18 protein-coding genes are annotated in these 19244 nt (G+C 40.1%); 3 read left to right on the top strand and 15 right to left on the bottom strand.

All coding sequences use genetic code 11. The features are described 5' to 3' along the window. The first annotated feature begins 45 nt into the window (after positions 1-45). Positions 46-366: a hypothetical protein gene (locus ACWPVZ_RS04895; RefSeq protein WP_080611826.1), complete on the top strand. Its 321-nt coding sequence runs from the start codon at positions 46-48 to the stop codon at positions 364-366. A 32-nt stretch (positions 367-398) separates the two neighbouring features. Here the strand turns inward: ACWPVZ_RS04895 and ACWPVZ_RS04900 are convergent, their stop codons facing one another. The 15 genes from ACWPVZ_RS04900 to dinB all read right to left on the bottom strand — a co-directional run bounded on the left by ACWPVZ_RS04900 (position 399) and on the right by dinB (position 15548). Beyond that, the gene (locus ACWPVZ_RS04900; protein ID WP_414340909.1) at positions 399-2465 is read right to left on the bottom strand and encodes a cation:proton antiporter; all 2067 of its coding nucleotides are present in this window, start codon (positions 2463-2465) and stop codon (positions 399-401) included. A gap of 8 nt (positions 2466-2473) precedes the next feature. After that, positions 2474-2716: a hypothetical protein gene (locus ACWPVZ_RS04905; protein WP_288562429.1), complete on the bottom strand. Its 243-nt coding sequence runs from the start codon at positions 2714-2716 to the stop codon at positions 2474-2476. Next, positions 2713-3261, bottom strand: coding sequence for a class I SAM-dependent methyltransferase (locus tag ACWPVZ_RS04910; protein WP_347105706.1), 549 nt, complete (start codon positions 3259-3261; stop codon positions 2713-2715). Before ACWPVZ_RS04910 ends, ACWPVZ_RS04905 begins: the two co-directional genes overlap by 4 nt. Beyond that, positions 3258-4202: a TIGR01212 family radical SAM protein gene (locus ACWPVZ_RS04915; RefSeq protein WP_414340910.1), complete on the bottom strand. Its 945-nt coding sequence runs from the start codon at positions 4200-4202 to the stop codon at positions 3258-3260. The genes ACWPVZ_RS04910 and ACWPVZ_RS04915 overlap by 4 nt, the downstream gene beginning before the upstream one ends. A gap of 85 nt (positions 4203-4287) precedes the next feature. Then, positions 4288-5364 carry a SepM family pheromone-processing serine protease gene (locus ACWPVZ_RS04920; protein WP_414340911.1) on the bottom strand — a complete coding sequence of 359 codons (1077 nt, stop codon included), beginning with the start codon at positions 5362-5364 and terminating at the stop codon, positions 4288-4290. Further along, positions 5342-5839: a pantetheine-phosphate adenylyltransferase gene (coaD, locus tag ACWPVZ_RS04925; protein ID WP_002891701.1), complete on the bottom strand. Its 498-nt coding sequence runs from the start codon at positions 5837-5839 to the stop codon at positions 5342-5344. The genes ACWPVZ_RS04920 and coaD overlap by 23 nt, the downstream gene beginning before the upstream one ends. 32 nt (positions 5840-5871) lie before the next feature. Continuing rightward, entirely contained in the window at positions 5872-6468 is a 597-nt protein-coding gene (gene rsmD, locus ACWPVZ_RS04930; RefSeq protein ID WP_257214342.1) for a 16S rRNA (guanine(966)-N(2))-methyltransferase RsmD, read from the bottom strand. Between the two features lie 139 nt (positions 6469-6607). Then, a complete protein-coding gene (locus ACWPVZ_RS04935; RefSeq protein WP_414340912.1) occupies positions 6608-8911 on the bottom strand; it encodes a hypothetical protein in 2304 nt (767 codons plus the stop codon). A gap of 181 nt (positions 8912-9092) precedes the next feature. Further along, positions 9093-10046, bottom strand: a complete 954-nt coding sequence (trxB, locus tag ACWPVZ_RS04940) for a thioredoxin-disulfide reductase (RefSeq protein WP_255296714.1) — start codon at positions 10044-10046, stop codon at positions 9093-9095. 32 nt (positions 10047-10078) lie between these two features. Then, positions 10079-10303 carry a DUF4059 family protein gene (locus ACWPVZ_RS04945; RefSeq protein WP_002884393.1) on the bottom strand — a complete coding sequence of 75 codons (225 nt, stop codon included), beginning with the start codon at positions 10301-10303 and terminating at the stop codon, positions 10079-10081. A gap of 207 nt (positions 10304-10510) precedes the next feature. After that, complete coding sequence (locus tag ACWPVZ_RS04950; protein ID WP_201042986.1) at positions 10511-11254, bottom strand: amino acid ABC transporter ATP-binding protein; 744 nt, start codon at positions 11252-11254, stop codon at positions 10511-10513. Beyond that, the gene (locus ACWPVZ_RS04955; RefSeq protein WP_134954496.1) at positions 11254-12000 is read right to left on the bottom strand and encodes an amino acid ABC transporter permease; all 747 of its coding nucleotides are present in this window, start codon (positions 11998-12000) and stop codon (positions 11254-11256) included. Before ACWPVZ_RS04955 ends, ACWPVZ_RS04950 begins: the two co-directional genes overlap by 1 nt. Before the next feature lie 387 nt (positions 12001-12387). After that, positions 12388-13218: a transporter substrate-binding domain-containing protein gene (locus tag ACWPVZ_RS04960; protein WP_316714796.1), complete on the bottom strand. Its 831-nt coding sequence runs from the start codon at positions 13216-13218 to the stop codon at positions 12388-12390. A gap of 216 nt (positions 13219-13434) precedes the next feature. Further along, the gene (locus ACWPVZ_RS04965) at positions 13435-14325 is read right to left on the bottom strand and encodes a peptidase (protein ID WP_198463644.1); all 891 of its coding nucleotides are present in this window, start codon (positions 14323-14325) and stop codon (positions 13435-13437) included. Between the two features lie 116 nt (positions 14326-14441). Beyond that, a complete protein-coding gene (gene dinB, locus ACWPVZ_RS04970; RefSeq protein ID WP_175057761.1) occupies positions 14442-15548 on the bottom strand; it encodes a DNA polymerase IV in 1107 nt (368 codons plus the stop codon). A 267-nt stretch (positions 15549-15815) separates the two neighbouring features. Between dinB and pflB the strand changes: the two genes are divergently transcribed. After that, on the top strand, positions 15816-18128 hold the full coding sequence (gene pflB, locus ACWPVZ_RS04975; RefSeq protein ID WP_004183340.1) for a formate C-acetyltransferase: 2313 nt from the start codon (positions 15816-15818) through the stop codon (positions 18126-18128). A 261-nt stretch (positions 18129-18389) separates the two neighbouring features. Continuing rightward, positions 18390-19172: a carbonic anhydrase gene (locus ACWPVZ_RS04980; RefSeq protein ID WP_316714799.1), complete on the top strand. Its 783-nt coding sequence runs from the start codon at positions 18390-18392 to the stop codon at positions 19170-19172. Positions 19173-19244 lie beyond the last annotated feature (72 nt).

The raw sequence follows: 19244 nt of genomic DNA on the forward strand, positions 1-19244 counted from the left end.
TGTTAAAGCAAAATATCTTTCAGATATAGAAAACGAGGTAAAAACATGACTAAAGTAATAGGTATTGGATTAATCGGTACAGCAGCAACAGTTATCACTTACAGTATTCTCGGCTTCCCAAAATTGGAGGTGTCCCTTTGGCCACTCTTTCCAGTCGCTCTTTTTGCTTTCTTTGCAATAGAAAATCTTATCAAAAAAGATTATAAATCTAGCCTCATGAGTACTTTGATTGGTTTAATGATTGCTAATGCCATCTATGACGTGCTCCCTATATCAAATAGCATCCTGATTGTTGCAGGAATCCTAACATGCCTAGGACTGGGCTTTCTTTTTCCAAACCACGATAATGAAAAAGAGAGACATTAAAAAGAAGCCAAGAAAAATCTTGGCTTCTTCACTTAAGCTCGACCTCGAGCCAAATTAATCATATCATAGGTTAAAGTGTTGCTAGTTTCTTTGAGAGAGTAATCTTCCAAAGTATTGACCTCCTTACGAAGCTGCTTGGCATAACGGCTAGAGATAAGCTCAGCCTGCTCGTACTCGTTGATAACCTTACGTTCCAAATAGTAGCCTCGTAACATTTCATCGACATTGTCTGGATGAAGGTGGGTGATAACCCGCTCAACAAAGGCACCTGACTGAATTATTTCAGCCTCTTGAAGTCGATTACGCTTCAAATAAGACAAGAGTTCTGAATGATAAACACCTTCCAGATTACTCAAGGCTTCTAAAATCTGCTCCGTATTTGTCAAATAAAGTTCAGCCATATGGTCACGGTTTTCTTCCGTCAACCTAGGACCCCTCCTAGTTTCATCCTGATTAATACGAAACTTGAAAGTAAGAGCCAAGTGCAACAATCTACGAAGGCCACGCACAAAGACAGCTAGAGCGTAAGAAAGACTAGAGACAAAACCACGGTTAATACGACGCTCTAAGCCCTTGATATAACGTTGGTAGAGATTGTATTCGAGTTCTGAAATCTTACCCTTCTTGTAGGCATATTCCAGACCCTCACTCTCAATTTCCATAATCATGACTCGGATATTGGCCAACTCTTCTTTGACATCATTTGATTCCTGCTCCAAGATTAAATCTTCCAAGCGTTGATTGTAGTTGTCAATAGTAGCATAGACAGCTCCTTGATTAGTTGACTGTTTTAGATCTTTTTCCAACTCGCCGACCACATCATTAAGAATGGCAATCTGCATATAATGGTTGGTTGTGTGCGCTGGTCCAGTGGCTAGCTTAGGTAGGACTAAGATACCTGTTAAGAAACTTAATAAAGTGACACCCGCTACCGTAAAGAGCAAGAGACTATGTTCCAAAGCCGTCATATTGGCAACCGGAAGCAAAAGGATGGTTGCAATTGAGACCGTTCCTTTGACCCCAGAAAAGGTTAAAAGAGTAGCACCCTTCCAGATTTTTTTCAGTGATCGTTTGGCCCTCCAAGCTCTTTGGGCAAATACCGCACTAATCATAACAAAACGAATGCCAAACATGGTCGCTGTTAAAAGGACGATAGCAAGAAGCATCCAGAGATTATCGTAGGTAGTGCTACGCAGTACTGGGGCTGCTAGGGTTGGAAGTTCTGTTCCCAAGAGGAAAAAGACCATGCCATTAAGCATGAAGGTAATGGTTCCCCAAATCGTATGAGAAACACTATCCAACTTGGCATCAAAAACGGTGATTTTTTTAAAGCGACTGGCAAGTGAAATCCCTGCTACGACAACAGCAATAATTCCGGAAGCATGAATTTCCTCGGCTACAAAGTAAGAGGAAATCGGTAGTACCAACTCTAGTAAGAGAGCACCTGTGACATCTGCAGCATCCATATTATCCAAAATGGTCAAAAAGAGACGATTAAATAAGGCTGTAATCAAGCCAACCAAAAAACCACCAAGCACAGAAATAACCAAATTCCAGCTCGCATCAATGAGGGAGAAAGCACCCGTTGTCAAAGCGGTCACCGCCACCTGAAAGGCAACCAAGCCAGAGGCATCGTTTAAGAGTCCTTCACCCTGCAAAATATAGCTAATCCACTTTGGAAAACTAAAGCGTTTAGAAATAGCAGAATAGGCCACCAAATCCGTTGGTCCAAGGGCTGCCCCAATGGCTAGACAGGCAGACAAAGGCACTGAGGCAGGCAAGACAGCCTTAGCAAGATAACCGATTCCCAGCGTAGACACGAAGATGACTGGAAAAATCAAAAATAAAATGAGTTTCCAGTTACGTAAAATACTGGTAATATCACTTTCTTCACCCTCACGAAACAGCAAGGGAGCAATAATGAAAGCTAGGAAAAGTTCTGTTTCAAGCTCGAAAGCACGTCCCTTCAAAAGAAAACCGATACCCACTCCAAAAATAATTTGGATCAAAGGTAAGGGAAGACGTGGAAAAACACGATTGATAACGTTCGATAAAATCAAGCTAAAAAGAAGAACAAGCAAAGCTAACGATAGATGCATAGCTCCTCCTACCCTTCCTTATGACAACAGTTTGAGAATAGTTCTTTTTGCTTACTAATTTTTTTATCAATGGCAGTGACATCTTCCTTGGCTAAAAGTTTATGGCAACGTTCAACCTCAAGACTAGCTAACTTTTTCTTGATCTTAGCCGTTTTACGATTATCAACCTTTTTCAAAGTATCCTCGGCACTCTGCTTATCAATATATTTGGCCTGCATATCTGCAAGTTTTTCTTTAACATCTGTAATCATTGTAATTTCTCCAACATCACCAAAAATGGTGGGGTATTAATTTGATTAAGGGGTTGGTAAAGCATGACTGTGAAAACACGCTGGTCCAAACCGATAACGTACTCAAGCACAGCATCCTTCTCCATATCACCACCATCATGACCGTAGTAAATCATAATAGCCAAGCGCCCACCAACCTCTAAGCGGTCAAGGATTTTCTCAATGGCCTCAAGAGTCGTATGAGGCTTAGTGATGACACTTTTGTCTGCAGATGGCAGGTAGCCCAGATTGAAAATAGCTGCTCGAATAGGTTCCGTGACATAATGGTCCAGATTTTGGTGACCATCTAAAATGAGTTCCGCATTTTCAATTCCCAGGTCCGACAAGCGTTGACTGGTCTTTTCAAGCGCCTGCTCCTGCACGTCAAAAGCATAGACCTTCTTGGCAAGGCCAGCCAGAAAGGCTGTATCATTGCCGTTTCCCATGGTCGCATCGATAGCTACACTCTCATCATCCAGCACTTCTGCTAGAAAGTCATGAGATAGATGAATGGGTCGTTTAATCATGCTTTTTCCTCCTTCTCGCTAGCTACTTTGCACCCTTGCCATGAGTCACGACGTTCCATCTCTTTGTCAATGGCATTAAGGACTTCCCACTTGTTGAGACTCCACATAGGACCAATCAACATATCTCGCGGCGCATCACCAGTAATCCGATGAATGACGATATCCTTAGGGATGATTTCCAACTGGTCACAGATGATTGACACATACTCTTCCTGACTCAGCAATTTAAGACGCCCCTCGTGGTAATCTCTTTGCATACGCGTATTGGTCATCAGGTGGAGGAGGTGGAGTTTAATTCCCTGAATGTCATTGTCCGTCACACAACGGCGAACATTTTCCACCATCATCTCGTGGGTTTCCCCTGGCAATCCATTAATCAGGTGCGATACAATTTCAGCCTTTGGTGCACGCTCACGCAGGCGCTTCACGGTCTCCACGTAGAGTTCATAGCTGTGTGCCCGGTTAATGAGTTCTGACGTTTCTTCATAAGTCGTCTGCAAACCAAGTTCAACAGTCACATGCATACGTTCTGTGAGTTCTGCCAGATAATCAATCACATCATCTGGCAAACAGTCTGGGCGAGTACCGATATTGATGCCAACAACACCAGGCTCATTGATAGCCTGTTCGTAGCGTTCCTTGATAATCTCAAGCGGAGCGTGGGTATTGGTAAAATTTTGAAAATAAACCAGATATTTCTGAACTTCTGGCCACTTGCGGTGCATAAAGTCAATCTCATGGTAAAACTGCTCACGAATCGGCGCCTCAGGAGCTACAATGGCGTCCCCAGACCCCGATACCGTACAAAAGGTACAGCCACCGTGAGCCACTGTGCCATCACGGTTGGGACAATCAAAGCCCGCATCTATAGGAAGTTTGAAAATCTTTTCGCCAAAAATTTCACGATAGTAATCATTGACTGTTCTATAACGTTTTTTCATAAAGACTATTATAACACTTTGACCTTAAAAAGAGAGTAAGACTAGGACAAAAATCATGGATTTCTGCCTGTCCTACTCTCTCTTCTTACTTAGTCTTTTTCAAATAATCAATGGCTTCTTGAGCTGTTTTAACAGGGACGATTTTCATCTTGGTCCCCAGTTTCTTGGCAGCTTCCTTGGCCTCTTGATAGTTAGTCTTGGCATCCGGATCAGCCTTTTTCATTTCCTTAGTTACTGGATTATTTGGCACGAAGAAAATATCTGCGCCACTATCAGCCGCTGATTTCACCTTGAGGTAGGCCCCACCGATATCACCGACAGCTCCATCCTTTTCAATAGTGCCTGTTCCAGCAATTTTACGGCCAGCCTTGAGGTCTTGACCAGACACCTGATCGTAAATAGCCAAAGTAAACATAAGCCCCGCACTTGGTCCACCAACACCATCAAGTTTAAACTTCACGTTTTCAGGACTCTTGACCTCAGTATGATCCGTCAAACCAATACCGATACCATTTTTACCATTAGCAATCTTAATGATCTTACCAGTGGCAGTCTTTTCTTTGTCCTCTGTCATATAAGTGACCTTGACTTTTGAACCCAACTTAAGTCCTTGGACGTATTTAATCAAGTCAGTAGAATTATCAAAGGTCTTGCCATTGACAGCTGTCACCGTATCCGCAATATTAAGGACACCCTTGAAACTAGAATCATCAGCCACCTGAAGCACATAAACACCCATATACTCCAAGCTAGCCTCCTTACCAGCCAGAGTCAATCCCTGATAAATCGCCTGGTTTTGGGAAGTCTCCATGTAGAATTGATTGATACGCATGAAATCTTCATCAGAGTAATTTCCAGTCGCCTCTTCAGCTGTTTGAAGCTTTGCAAAATCATTAAGCTGAGCATAGAACATGAGGGCCAAAGTCGCCTTGGTTTGAGCCACCGCCACAAAATTGTAGGATCCTTTTGAATCATCAGCTTTCTTATCTACAGTCAAAACTTCCTTAGTATCAAAAGCACCACCCGGAAGCTCAACATAATAATTATTTAGCGGGAAAAAGAGGGAAAAGAGGAGGAACAGTACCGTAAAAATACTTAGCAACCACCACTTAATACGCCAAATTTTCCCTAATAGTGATTTAGATTCGTTCTTGTTTGCCACGCTTGGCCTCCACTTCCTTAACAACTGCTTGAGGAACATAAGAACTAATGTCCCCCTCAAAATAAATCAACTCACGCACTCGACTCGAGGACACTGGTGTCACCTCATGACTAGCAATCAAATAAACCGTTTCAAGCTCAGGCGCCAGCCCCTTATTGAAATAATCCATATTAGCCTCATAGTCAAAATCTGTCGCATTACGAAGGCCTCTAACCAGATAAGTCACCCCAAGATCTCTGGCGACATCTACAGCCAGACTATCGTGAGCCGTTATAACCTTGACATTGGGAAAATCTGCCACAACCTCTTCCAAGATACGCTTGCGAGTCTCAATGTCCCAGAAGCCCTGCTTATTTTTATTATAAAATAGTCCAATATAGAGCTCATCAAAGAGCTTGCTGGCTCTGGCAATAATATCCATATGCCCATTGGTAATTGGATCAAAAGACCCCGTAAACATAGCAATCTTTGTCATAGCATTCCTTTCTACAACTTCCCTATCATAGGCTAACGCACGTAAACGGTCACCTTACTGATACCATAGGTTTTCTGCTTCCAAATCCCAAAGTTTGAAATTTCTTCAGGCAAGTCCACAGCCTTATCCGTCTCGCAAACCAACATAACTTCTTCAGCCAAGAGCCCTTGCTCCTCTAACTGAGTAATATTAGCCACAATCTGCTCTTTGGCATAAGGCGGATCTAAAAGCACCAAGTCAAATTGACCTGTCAATTGTGTCAATGCACGCGCTGCATCCATCTTCAAAAGCTGAAACTGCTTCTCACTCTTGGTCATCTTGATATTTTCCTGGATAATAGCCTGTGCCCGACGATCCTTTTCCACGAGGACAGCAGACGACATACCACGACTGATAGCCTCAATAGCCAGACTACCACTCCCAGAAAAGAGATCCAAAACACGCCCTCCATCAAAGAAAGGACCAATCATATTGAAAATAGCACCTTTGACCTTGTCCGTTGTTGGACGAGTCGTTTTGCCTTCTAACGTTTTAAGCGGACGCCCGCCAAAATCACCTGCTACAACACGCAAGTTGGTCACCTCGTTTTTACTGATTTTTAGTAAGACTTTTCTATTATAACAAAAAATTACACATAGATGTTGCCACAAAGAAATCTAGTCACGCTAAATACCTACAAGACCACACAAAAAACTCGAGAACCTCCCGAGTTTCCATTTATTTTACTTATCACCAAGTGCAGTCACGTAGTTGTAAGAACCACACATGCTACAATCCTTCTAGATAACTAACCCATCCTTGGTATCGCTCTCCAACTGTCTCATCATAGTGATATTGATTGAGAAGAATTCCCTTTTTATCAGGTATAAATTCGTTTTTTTCTGCATTAACTATAAGTATATCTCTAAGTCTATTTTTTGCCCAATCATACCCTTTGTTAACCTTGAAAAAATCCATTATATAGTATTTAGCAAGCTTTCCACCTATCGTTTCAGACATTGAGAGATTCATAACAATAAACAATAAATGTTCTATCTTTATATTTATGCTATCAGGTTTAAATAAGTCTTTCTCATCTGGATAGATACACCTAGATGATGTATTTAAGCTGACTCTATATAATTGTTCTTCAAATTTTCCTTGATCACTATTTTCAAATTCTATTACTGAATTTTTATTTGAAGGCAACAAAGGAACATGATTATATTTACTATAATCAAAGCTATTACCATTATTAATTAAAGCTATATCAATATCTTTAAAATAAAGTAAAAATTCCTTTACCAAATACATAGATATACTTTCATTGATTGGGTATTTTGGGGAAATTATGTTATACAAAACCCTTGATTCTAGTAGTTTTTCAAAATCTTGAGAAATATTTTTAGGTAAACTAGTTAAAATATTTTCCAAAGACTTGATATCTAATAGATTTTGTGAAAACTCTTGATAAAATAACATTGTGGGTTTTATCCATTCATCAGGTAGACCATTCTTGCTTATCAATAATTTAGATACTTCTCTATAATAAATTTCTTGCCAGTCCTTTTTATATTTGGAACGACCTATTATATTGTGAAAATTCCCAATAGTAATATTAGTAAAAACGTCTCTCCCTGTTGCAGATTTTAACCCAGATCTTGATTCATATTTTTCAGAAAAATAATGTTTTTCCAAATAATTGTCTGAAAACCATTCTTGTAACAGGCTTTTCATCAGGAGGGTAACAGGGTTTTTTTGCATCAGAATACTAATCTCATCATCATTAAATGAGCCATTATCACTAATTGCATCATTTGGCAAGGCTAAATCCATATGGAAATTCACTAAAGCATTGTGGAAAGTGATTCTGTCATCCCCAATTTTTTTAGATTTAATATTACTTCCAGACACATAATAAAACTTGGAGTTCTCAAATCCATAGTATTGGATTAAATTCTTTATAAGTTTGTATACATCATCAAATTTAGAAGGATTTTCAATACTATTTAACTTTAATACTAATTTATAAGCTATCAACTCTCCGTCAGTAATCTGAATATCTAAATTTAGCTCCTCAATCAAACGACTAAGCGAATAAGAAATAATATGTGTAACATTGGATTCATTACTTAATTCACTCAATTCCTTTACAAAAGGTCGGTACTGTAAGAAAGAGTCTTTCCCTTTGTTCTCAAGGCTCATCTTTGTTTTCCAGATTTCAGCAAGACTAGTCGATACATTTGTTAAGTCTGTCTGACTCAACTGCGTTAGATTTTCTTTAACAATATTTTGAAACTTGTCTGTATTAAAATCAATTTTGATTTCTCTAGGACTAAACTTAGGAATGATAATTTTCTTATATAAAGGCTCTATTTCTTTCTTTGAGGAGATAACAATAACACGGCAACCGATTATTTGTTCGATATAATCGATAACTCCTAAAGCTTCATTATAGCTCTCAAATTCACTCAATTTTAAATTATTCGACTTCTCAGCCGATTTTATAATAGTATTTGATACCCTCTCGAAATCATCAAAAACAAGAATCCATTCTTCTGAATAATTTCTAAGAATGTATATCCCTTGAGAACTATAAAACCATTGAATCAGATTTCCAATTACCGGTAAATTAACAAGAATTGAAATCTTTGTTTCTTGAATAATTCTATTATTTATTTCTTGAATAATATCTTTACGTGAATTTAGTCCAAACAAAGATACATATAAATATTTTTTCCCAATTTTATCTAACATTGAAGTAACAAACTTTGTTTTTCCTGTTCCCCAACTACCTGTTATCCATATATTTCTGACACCACCGTTATTGATAAGCGACTCAAACTCCTTATACTCGTCCCCTTCGAAATTTTCTCTATCAATTCGCTTTTTTTTATTACTTTTATTTTTGCATACATCCCTCAAAATAAAAAATGCTAAACCAATAAAACAGATGAAAAAACAACGATAAATTGTCTTGATGACTTCTATTGGGATTGTATGCCCAAAGAAGAGAATACCTACTGTACTATTAATACTAATTACAATCTTTCGTCCCACTTCAGTAAATGAAATAATAACTAACGCTAGCATGAAATACCAAATTCTTCTGAACTTCAACGTTTCTCCTACTTTCTTTTTCTACATACGTCTCCCATTCTACCATAACTATAACTCAGTTTTTACTTAACTTATAATATAAAATAACCTCAAACTTATTTTCACCATCAAACAAACACAAAAAACTCGAGAACCTCCCGAGTTTCCATTTATTTTACTTATCACCAAGTGCAGTCACGTAGTTGTAGGCTTCGATACCAGCTGTGGCACCATCCCCTACGGCTGTTGTAATTTGGCGAAGGTCTTTCTGGCGGACATCCCCAATGGCAAAGATACCAGGAATACGTGTTGCCATCTTATCATCTGTAATTACCCAACCATCTTGGTCAGTGATGTCAAGACCTGTCAAGTAATCTGAAACTGGATCAAGTCCCACATAAACAAAGACACCGCCAAATTCGTGGTTAGTCACCTCACCAGTTTTGACATTCTTGATATCAACACTGCGAACCTTGATATCATCACCCTTGATTTCTTCAACGACTGAATCCCAGATAAACTTGACCTTTTCATTGGCGAAGGCACGGTCTTGAAGAACCTTTTGGGCACGCAATTCATCACGACGGTGAACAATGGTCACGCTATTGGCAAAGCGTGTCAAATAAATTCCTTCTTCAACGGCAGAGTCTCCACCACCAACAACCAAGAGGTCTTGATTACGGAAGAAGGCACCATCACACACCGCACAGTAAGAGACACCACGGCTGTTGTACTCTTCTTCACCAGCAACACCAATATGACGGTGTTTGGCACCAGTCGCAATGATAACTGTCTTGGTTTGATACTCCTCATCACCAGTTTTGACAACTTTATAGTCACCCTTGTCTTCGATACCAGACACAATACCATAAAGATTTTCAACACCCAATTTTTCCAAGGGTTCAAACATCTTCATTGACAATTCTGGACCAGAGATACTTTCAAAACCAGGGTAATTTTCAATATCAGACGTGTTATTCATCTGTCCACCAGGAGCACCTTGCTCCAAAGTTGCCACTTTAAGGTTGGCACGAGCTGCATAAAGTGCTGCAGTCATCCCCGCAGGACCAGCTCCAATAACAATTGTATCGTACATGAGTAACTCCTTATATGATTTTCTTGTAGAGATATCTTACACCTAATGTGCCAACAAAGCTAGAATTATGCATTCAGCACGATAAGAATCGCCATAAAAGCAAATGCCAAAACTGGAATCGAAACCATCGACATCATAATAGCATCATAGAGGGCACCTTGACGCTCCTTAACAGTTTTGTCTGCACGACGTAACGCACGCCATCCAAGCCAAATGGCACCAATCACCAAGCACACAAAGAAAGCAATCACAAGGCCTAAGAGATAAAATTTAAAAATATTTAATAACATAAATCATCCTAAAGTGAGAAATAGAAAAGGCTGAGATAACATTCTCCAACCTCTAAATTCGACTAGTAATAACTGCACGATGCAGCCTCTGATTGGACTAAAGTCGCCTTTGAAACATTCAAAAGTTCCTAATCATCCTTGTGGGATTTTGACTATGGACTAAACTGTAGTCCTATCCCACTTTTCTATTGTAACAAAAATCCCATCTTAAAGATATTGTTTTGAATAAGAAGCGAAAAATTCTTTTGTTCGTTCTTCTTTTGGATGGTTGAAAAGTTCTTCAGGTGTTCCTTGTTCAAGAATATGCCCTTTTTCAAGGAAGAGCACCTTGTCAGCTACTTGATAAACAAAGTTCATGTCGTGACTAACCAAAATCATGGTCTGACCTGACTTAGCCGCATCAGCGATTGATTTTTCAACCTCACCAACCAACTCAGGGTCAAGGGCAGATGTCGGTTCGTCAAGCAAGAGCACATCAGGCTTCATTGCAAGGGCACGAGCCAAGGCCACACGTTGCTTTTGACCACCTGACAAGTGGCGTGGGTAATGATTTTCACGATTAGAAAGCCCAACCTTAGCGAGCTCTTCTTTAGCAATCTTGGTAGCTTCGTCGTCAGAAAGTTTCTTAACAATCTTAAGACCTTCCTTAACATTATCCAAGGCTGTACGACGTTCAAAGAGGTTGAACTGTTGGAACACCATGGACAACTTACGACGAAGAGTAAGGATTTGCTCTTTGGTAATTGTTTCGAAATCTACCTTGAAATCATCAATGGTAATGGTACCAGAATCAGGTTGTTCCAAATAGTTTAAGCTACGAAGGATTGTTGACTTACCTGCACCAGAGGCACCAACAAGAGCCACAACTTCACCCTTTTCAATGTCAATATCAATGCCATCGAGAACCTTTTGTCCTGAAAATTCTTTGGTCAAATTTTTGATACTAATCATTAGCGGTCACCTCCAATGCCAGAAATGTCAGTCGCTTCAGGAGCCTTAATGGCCATATGATTTTCAACCGAACGACCAATGTACTCAATCAAGATTGAGATTGCCCAGTATACAAGGGCAACTGAGATATAACGTTCAAAGTAACGGTAGTCGGCACCACCCAAGATTTGAGCCTGTGCATACATTTCGACGATACCTGCACTAAAGGCAAGTGATGTTCCCTTAGTCAAACCGATCAAACTGTTAATCAAACTTGGTGTCGCAATAACCGCCGCATTTGGAATGATGACACGACGGTAAACTTGTGCTGATGTCATCCCAAGAGAACGGGCAGCTTCGATTTCCCCAGCGTCAACGGCCTGAATCGCTGCACGGATGGTCTCACTCATGTAAGCTGCTTCATTAAAGGCAAAGGCTGTAATAGCGAAGATAGCTGGTGGAATCTCATTAATGTTCCAGTCCAAACCAAACTCACCATTCAAGTAACGAAGGAAGAGTGGAATACCATAGTAAGTCAACATGAGTTGGACAAGAATTGGTGTCCCGCGCAAGAAACTCACAAAAACGGCTTGAATCGGATAAAGGATACGTACTCGATTGATTTTAACAACCGCAAAGACAAGGGCCAAAATCAGACCGAAGAAGGCCCCTGCAATAGTCAATCCCAAGGTTAAAGGCAAGCGTTCTACAATCTGAGGAACCGCATCAAAGACAGCCTTCCATGAGAAGAGCTTACCAGCTGGCATCCAAGATGCAATCCATTTGAAGACAACCGTAACCAGTTGCAAAACATAGCCCCAAAGGATCTCCACTAACCATGATAAGAGATTAGCCAGAGCAACAACTACTCTCAAACCAATTAAGCCAACGACAACTTGGAGGTACCAAGGTAACCGATTAAATGCTTCTATACTCTTTTTCACAATGTCGCCCTTTCTTTCTAAAAAAGTCGGTTAGCCTAGAGCTAACCGTTCAAATATCTTATCATAAATTTTATAATATTCATTTTAGCACGACTCAGAAAGTCTGTGAAATAGTCTTTTCTTATCAAAGTGATAAGGAAATCATATCACTGATAATTCAGCTTTATTAACGTCAAAAAGCTGAGACAGCAGTCTCAACTTTTAACAGTCTTATTTCAAATCACTGACGTAATCGCCACCGAAGTATTCCTTGCTGAGTTTGGCAAGGGTTCCATCCTTCTTAAGCTCTTTGATACGTTTATTGACAAAAGTCTTGAGTTCCTTACCTTGCTTATCATTTGAGAAAAGAAGATATTCAAGACCATCAGTCTTCATACCGATATCGTCTTTAATCTTGTTTACTGCCAACTTATAGCCTTGATCTTTGACAATGTACTCAGAGGAAATGGCATCATAAAGGATAAAATCAATTTTTCCTTCTTGAATGTGTTGAACACGTGTTGAAAGACCAGTTGAGCTAGATGCATAGTTAATTGTAATTGGTGTCTTGTCCGCATTAGCGTGGTTCCAATTTTCAAGCAACTGAGCATAGTTAGAGCCAGGAAGCACCTCTGTCGTCTTACCAGACAAATCATCTAAGCTAGTGTACTTGGTCCCCTCAGCACTAGTGATGGCATAGTTAGAACGTGAAATCGGATCTGAGAAACCATATTTCTGAGCACGTTCTTCATTGTAGTTGAAGTCGTTAGCCGCAATCTGATAACGTCCAGAATCCACCCCTGTCAAGATGGAATCAAAAGGTGTCGTTACAAACTTGACCTCATATTTGTCCGAATCCTTGAAAATAGCCTTGACCAAATCAATATCATAACCCTTGAAGTCGTCACCTTTTTTGAAAGTGAAAGGCGCCGTATCAGAGTCTGTCGCAACAGTAATCATCTGCTTCTCACCAGATGACTTACCGTCACTCTTGTTTCCACAAGCAGCCAAAGTCAAAACTGACAAGCCAAGAATCCCTAAACCTGCAAGCCATTTTTTCATATCTATATTCCTCGATACTTTCATTAATAGTTAGTGATAACAGTTTACCATCTTCATCCCAACTCGTCTAATAATAAAATCCTAAGTGGTGATAGATAAAGGTTATAGGAGGAATGGGTAGAAATAACAAGATAGAAAAGAGTTGCCACACCAGTGACAACTCTTTTCGTCCAAAACAGCTTTCCATACATGTTTAACATCAAATCCACTAAAACACTACTTATCCTTACCTGATGACTTACTGCTTGAGTCGCTACTATCTTCAGGTTGATAGTCTGACAAATTCTTATGGATACGTTCGGCGTAAACGGCTCTGCTTCCTGATTCGTCATGGTCGACCAAGGCTTCGGCAAGCTCTTTATAATCTTCTACAGAAATAGTCCAGTTTCCACCATCATCTTTAGTAAGCTTGAAGGTCTTTTCCAGATTATCAGCACCTGTCAAAGGTGTGTAGGACATTTCTTTATCAATGTCCTTAAATTGCGTCAAATCACCGTTAAAGTTTTCACCATAAAGGAATTTCGTTGTGAGATCTTTGGCCTTCCCCTTTTCCACATCATTGTTATCAGCTTGATTCCATTGTTTCAACTTGTCAATGTCGTTGTCATAGAGACTCATAAGGAGAGTACGAACAGCAGCTGCAGCTCCATAGGCACTAACAGAACGTGAAGTAAAGGTAACTGTCGCATCATTTCCCTTAACTTTGACATCCTTCAGCTTATAGTCCTGAATCTTACCAATCATATTACGACGGACCTTAAGGAACTTAGAAAGTACTTGAGTTGGAGTCTTGGCATCATAGCCTTCAATGTATTTAAACGTATACTTTTCTTCCGGTGTATACCCCTTCTCTTCAATAGTGTCTGCAACCTGTTTTTCAAAGACATTCGTTTCAGTCCAGGTTTCGTAATTTTCACCGTAGAGTTTTGAAAAACCGTTACTAGATTTTCCAAGCATGGTATCAATTAAAACTGTCGCATCAGCCTTGGCACGTTCTGTCGGAGTTGGTGTCGCCTTTTTCTTCTCAGCTGGTTTATTGGAAGCACAGGCTACAAGAACCAAGCAGGTTGCTAAAATCAAGCCCAGATAAGTAAAAACTTTTTTCATTACTTTTATTCCCTCATTTCTATTGGTTACTATTTAAGATAGCATAGGTCTGATGATTCTTCAAGGTCACTTTTCAGGGTATGAAGCAAAACTCTACCTATTATATTGTTTTTATATCATGACTCCAAATCATCCAAATCTAACTGCCTGCCCTCTTGGTCTTCCAAACCTGTCAGAGTAACACCTAAGAGACGAACACCACTGCTATTTTCCTCCAGTTGATCAAAAATGGTATGAGCAATCCTTTCGATGGTGTCGAAATCCTGGGTCGATTTGTCCAAGGTCATACGCTTGGTTAAGGTTGAGAAATCCGAATAACGGACTTTGATGACAATAATTCGACCGACTTTTTTAGTTTTCTGAGCACTTTCAGCTACTCGCCTAGCATTCTTAGTCAACTCAGCCTTGATGTCATCTTCATTATAAAGAAGCTTGCCGTAGGTTCGCTCACTTCCGATAGATTTACGGACACGATTGGGCCTAACAGGACTATTGGAAATTCCCCTAGCCTTTCGAAAGAGATCAAATCCAAAACGTCCAAAACGATCAATCAGAGCCATCTCAGGAACCTTCAGAAGATCGGCACCGGTGTAGATGTCCATGTCATGAAGACGTTCAACTGACTTTTTACCTACCCCATGAAACTTTTCAATAGGGAGCTTTTCCAAAAATTCCTGAGCCTCCTCTGGAAGTACCACCGTCAAACCAGCAGGCTTTTGAAAATCAGAGGCTAGTTTGGCGATAAATTTATTATAGGAAACGCCCGCTGAACAAGTCAGGTGAAGTTCCTGCCAGATATCATACTGGATAAGCTTGGCTACCTTAACCGCCGATTTGACACCAAGTTTATTTATCGTCACATCAAGATAGGCTTCATCGATAGACATAGGCTCAACCAAGTCAGTATAGCGTTTAAAAATCTCACGAATTTGCATCCCTACCTCTCGGTAATGGCTATAATTTCCTGAGATAAAGACAGCATTAGGACAACGTTCATAGGCTTCCTTAGAAGACATGGCTGAATGGACACCATATTTTCTAGCCTCATAATTACAAGTTGATACCACACCACGTCCCCCTGTTTTTCTAGGATCATGACCGATAATAACCGGCTTGTCCTTAAGACTGGGGTCATCCCTCATCTCGACCTGAGCAAAAAAGGCGTCCATGTCAATATGGATGATTTTCCGACTGGTATCATTTATTAGAGGAAACTCTAACATGGCTCCCTGCCTCCTTTCTCAGATTTATCTCATTGTAAAGCTTTTCACATAAAACTTTGGAACTACAAAGCATTCTCCCCTTATGATACCAAAATCTATCAAAAAACAGAAATTTATAATACAGATTTGTCGTTTTCAAAACTGTATTATAAAAGAATGTCTCTAAAAATGGAGTTTTAAAGTTGTGTAAGCGTTTACTGTGTGATAGAATACTTCTAGAGAATGTAACAGATGATTTTGTTACTAGAATTATAGGAGATCCAAACTATGGCAACGGTTAAAACTAACACAGATGTTTTTGAAAAAGCGTGGGAAGGCTTTAAAGGTACTGACTGGAAAGAAAAAGCTAGCGTTTCACGTTTCGTTCAAGCAAACTACACACCTTATGATGGTGACGAAAGCTTCCTTGCAGGACCAACTGAACGCTCTCTAAAAATTAAAAAAATCGTAGATGAAACTAAAGCAGGCTATGAAGCTGAAGGACGTTTCCCAATGGATACTCGTCCAACTTCAATTGCTGACATTGACGCAGGGTACATTTCAAAAGAAGATGAACTTATCTATGGTATCCAAAATGATGAACTCTTCAAATTGAACTTCATGCCTAAAGGTGGTATCCGTATGGCGGAAACTGCTTTGAAAGAACACGGTTATGAACCAGACCCAGCTGTACACGAAATTTTCACAAAATACGTGACTACAGTTAACGATGGTATCTTCCGTGCTTACACTTCAAACATCCGTCGTGCACGTCACGCTCACACAGTTACTGGTCTTCCAGATGCTTACTCACGTGGACGTATCATCGGGGTTTACGCTCGTCTTGCCCTTTACGGTGCTGACTACTTGATGCAAGAAAAAGTTAACGACTGGAATGCTATTAAAGAAATCGACGAAGAAACTATCCGTCTTCGTGAAGAAGTTAACCTTCAATACCAAGCACTTCAAGATGTCGTTCGCCTTGGTGACCTTTACGGTGTAGATGTTCGTCGTCCTGCCTTCGATACTAAAGAAGCTATCCAATGGACAAACATCGCCTTCATGGCAGTATGTCGTGTCATCAACGGTGCCGCTACTTCACTTGGTCGTGTGCCAATCGTCCTTGACGTATACGCAGAACGTGACCTTGCTCGTGGTACTTACACTGAATCAGAAATCCAAGAATTCGTTGATGATTTCGTTATGAAACTTCGTACAGTTAAGTTTGCTCGTACAAAAGCTTACGACCAATTGTACTCAGGTGACCCAACATTCATCACAACTTCAATGGCTGGTATGGGTGCTGACGGACGTCACCGTGTTACTAAGATGGACTACCGTTTCTTGAACACTCTTGACAACATCGGTAACTCTCCAGAACCAAACTTGACAGTTCTTTGGACTGACAAATTGCCTTACTCATTCCGTCGCTACTGTATGCACATGAGCCACAAGCACTCTTCTATCCAATACGAAGGTGTGACTACTATGGCTAAAGACGGATACGGTGAAATGAGCTGTATCTCATGTTGTGTATCACCACTTGACCCAGAAAACGAAGAACAACGCCACAACATCCAATACTTCGGTGCTCGTGTTAACGTACTTAAAGCCCTTCTTACTGGTTTGAACGGTGGTTACGACGATGTTCATAAAGACTACAAAGTATTTGACATCGATCCAATCCGTGATGAAGTTCTTGACTTTGACACTGTTAAAGCTAACTTCGAAAAATCTCTTGATTGGTTGACTGACACTTACGTAGATGCCCTTAACATCATCCACTACATGACTGATAAGTACAACTACGAAGCTGTTCAAATGGCCTTCTTGCCAACTAAACAACGTGCTAACATGGGATTCGGTATCTGTGGTTTCGCAAATACTGTTGATACATTGGCAGCAATCAAATACGCTACAGTTAAACCAATCCGTGACGAAGATGGCTACATCTACGACTACGAAACAATCGGTGAATACCCACGTTGGGGTGAAGATGACCCACGTTCAAACGAATTGGCAGAATGGTTGATTGAAGCTTACACTACTCGTCTTCGTAGCCACAAACTCTACAAAGATGCAGAAGCTACAGTTTCACTTCTTACAATCACTTCTAACGTTGCTTACTCTAAACAAACTGGTAACTCTCCAGTTCACAAAGGGGTATACCTCAACGAAGATGGTTCAGTGAACTTGTCTAAATTGGAATTCTTCTCACCAGGTGCTAACCCATCTAACAAAGCTAAAGGTGGATGGTTGCAAAACTTGAACTCACTTGCAAGCCTTGACTTCGGTTATGCAGCTGACGGTATCTCACTTACTACTCAAGTATCACCTCGTGCCCTTGGTAAGACTCACGACGAACAAGTTGATAACCTCGTAACTATCCTCGACGGATACTTCGAAAATGGTGGACAACACGTTAACTTGAACGTAATGGACTTGTCAGACGTTTATGAAAAGATCATGAGCGGTGAAGATGTTATCGTACGTATCTCTGGATACTGTGTAAACACTAAATACCTCACTCCAGAACAAAAAACTGAATTGACACAACGTGTCTTCCACGAAGTTCTTTCAATGGACGACGCTTTGGGATAAAAACGAATAAAGAGCTCGCAATTGCGAGTTCTTTTCTTTTTTAAAACACTTGTTTTCATTACATTTTTCTAAATCTACTATAATTTACATTTGACTTTTTCTCAGATTAGCTATAAAATAAAAGCGTTTCCGTTTGGTTTCTCCAAACACTTCACTCTCAGAAGCACCTTAGAGAAACGATACTCAATTACATCAGATGGATAGTTGATAATAACACGTAAGCTACCATTGTTATATGACCAAAGAGTATAAGGAGGATAAATGAATAAGAAAAGTTTTAAGCTAATTGGATTAGTAGCTCTCGTAGCAAGTACAGTCCTACTCGTAGCCTGCCAATCCGAGACAAAAACCAAAAACTCAAAGTCCAAGGACGTTCAATGGGGTTATACTGGCTCTACTGGTCCAGACCATTGGGGTGACCTTTCGAAAGATTATGAACTCAGCAAAAATGGTAAAGAACAATCTCCGATCAATATCACCGGAGCTGAGGACGTTGATCTTCCTGAACTAATCCTTAATAATCAAGAATCAGAAGCTCAAGTTGAAAATAACGGGCATACTATTGAAGTCAGCTTTAAAAATCCAAAGAATACCCTAACGATTGGTAACGAAGTTTACAAGTTGCAACAGTTCCATTTTCACGCACCAGCTGAGAATGAAATTGATGGTCAGACTTATCCCCTAGAGGGGCACTTCGTATATAAGACAGATAATGGGAAAATCACAGTTATCTCAGTTCTCTATAATTATGGCGATGAAAATCAAGCCTTAAAACAAATCTGGGACAAAATGCCTCAGGCGGCCAATACTGAAACTGAGCTTTCTCAGGCCATCTCACTTGATGATTTCTATCCTGAAGACAAGGACTACTACAACTTTGAAGGTTCCCTAACAACACCTCCATGTACTGAAGGTGTTAACTGGATTGTCTTCAAGAATCAAGAAACTGTCAGCAAGGAACAAGTGGAGAAATTCACTCAAACCCTTGGATTTGAAAATAACCGTCCTATCCAAGATACAAACGGTCGAAAGATAAAAGAATAAAACAAGATAAAGAGCTTGATGACTACTCCTCTCATCGAGCTTTTTTTCGTTGACGATTAGCTATAGACTTTG

The organism is Streptococcus sp. Marseille-Q6379 (genome assembly GCF_965119505.1).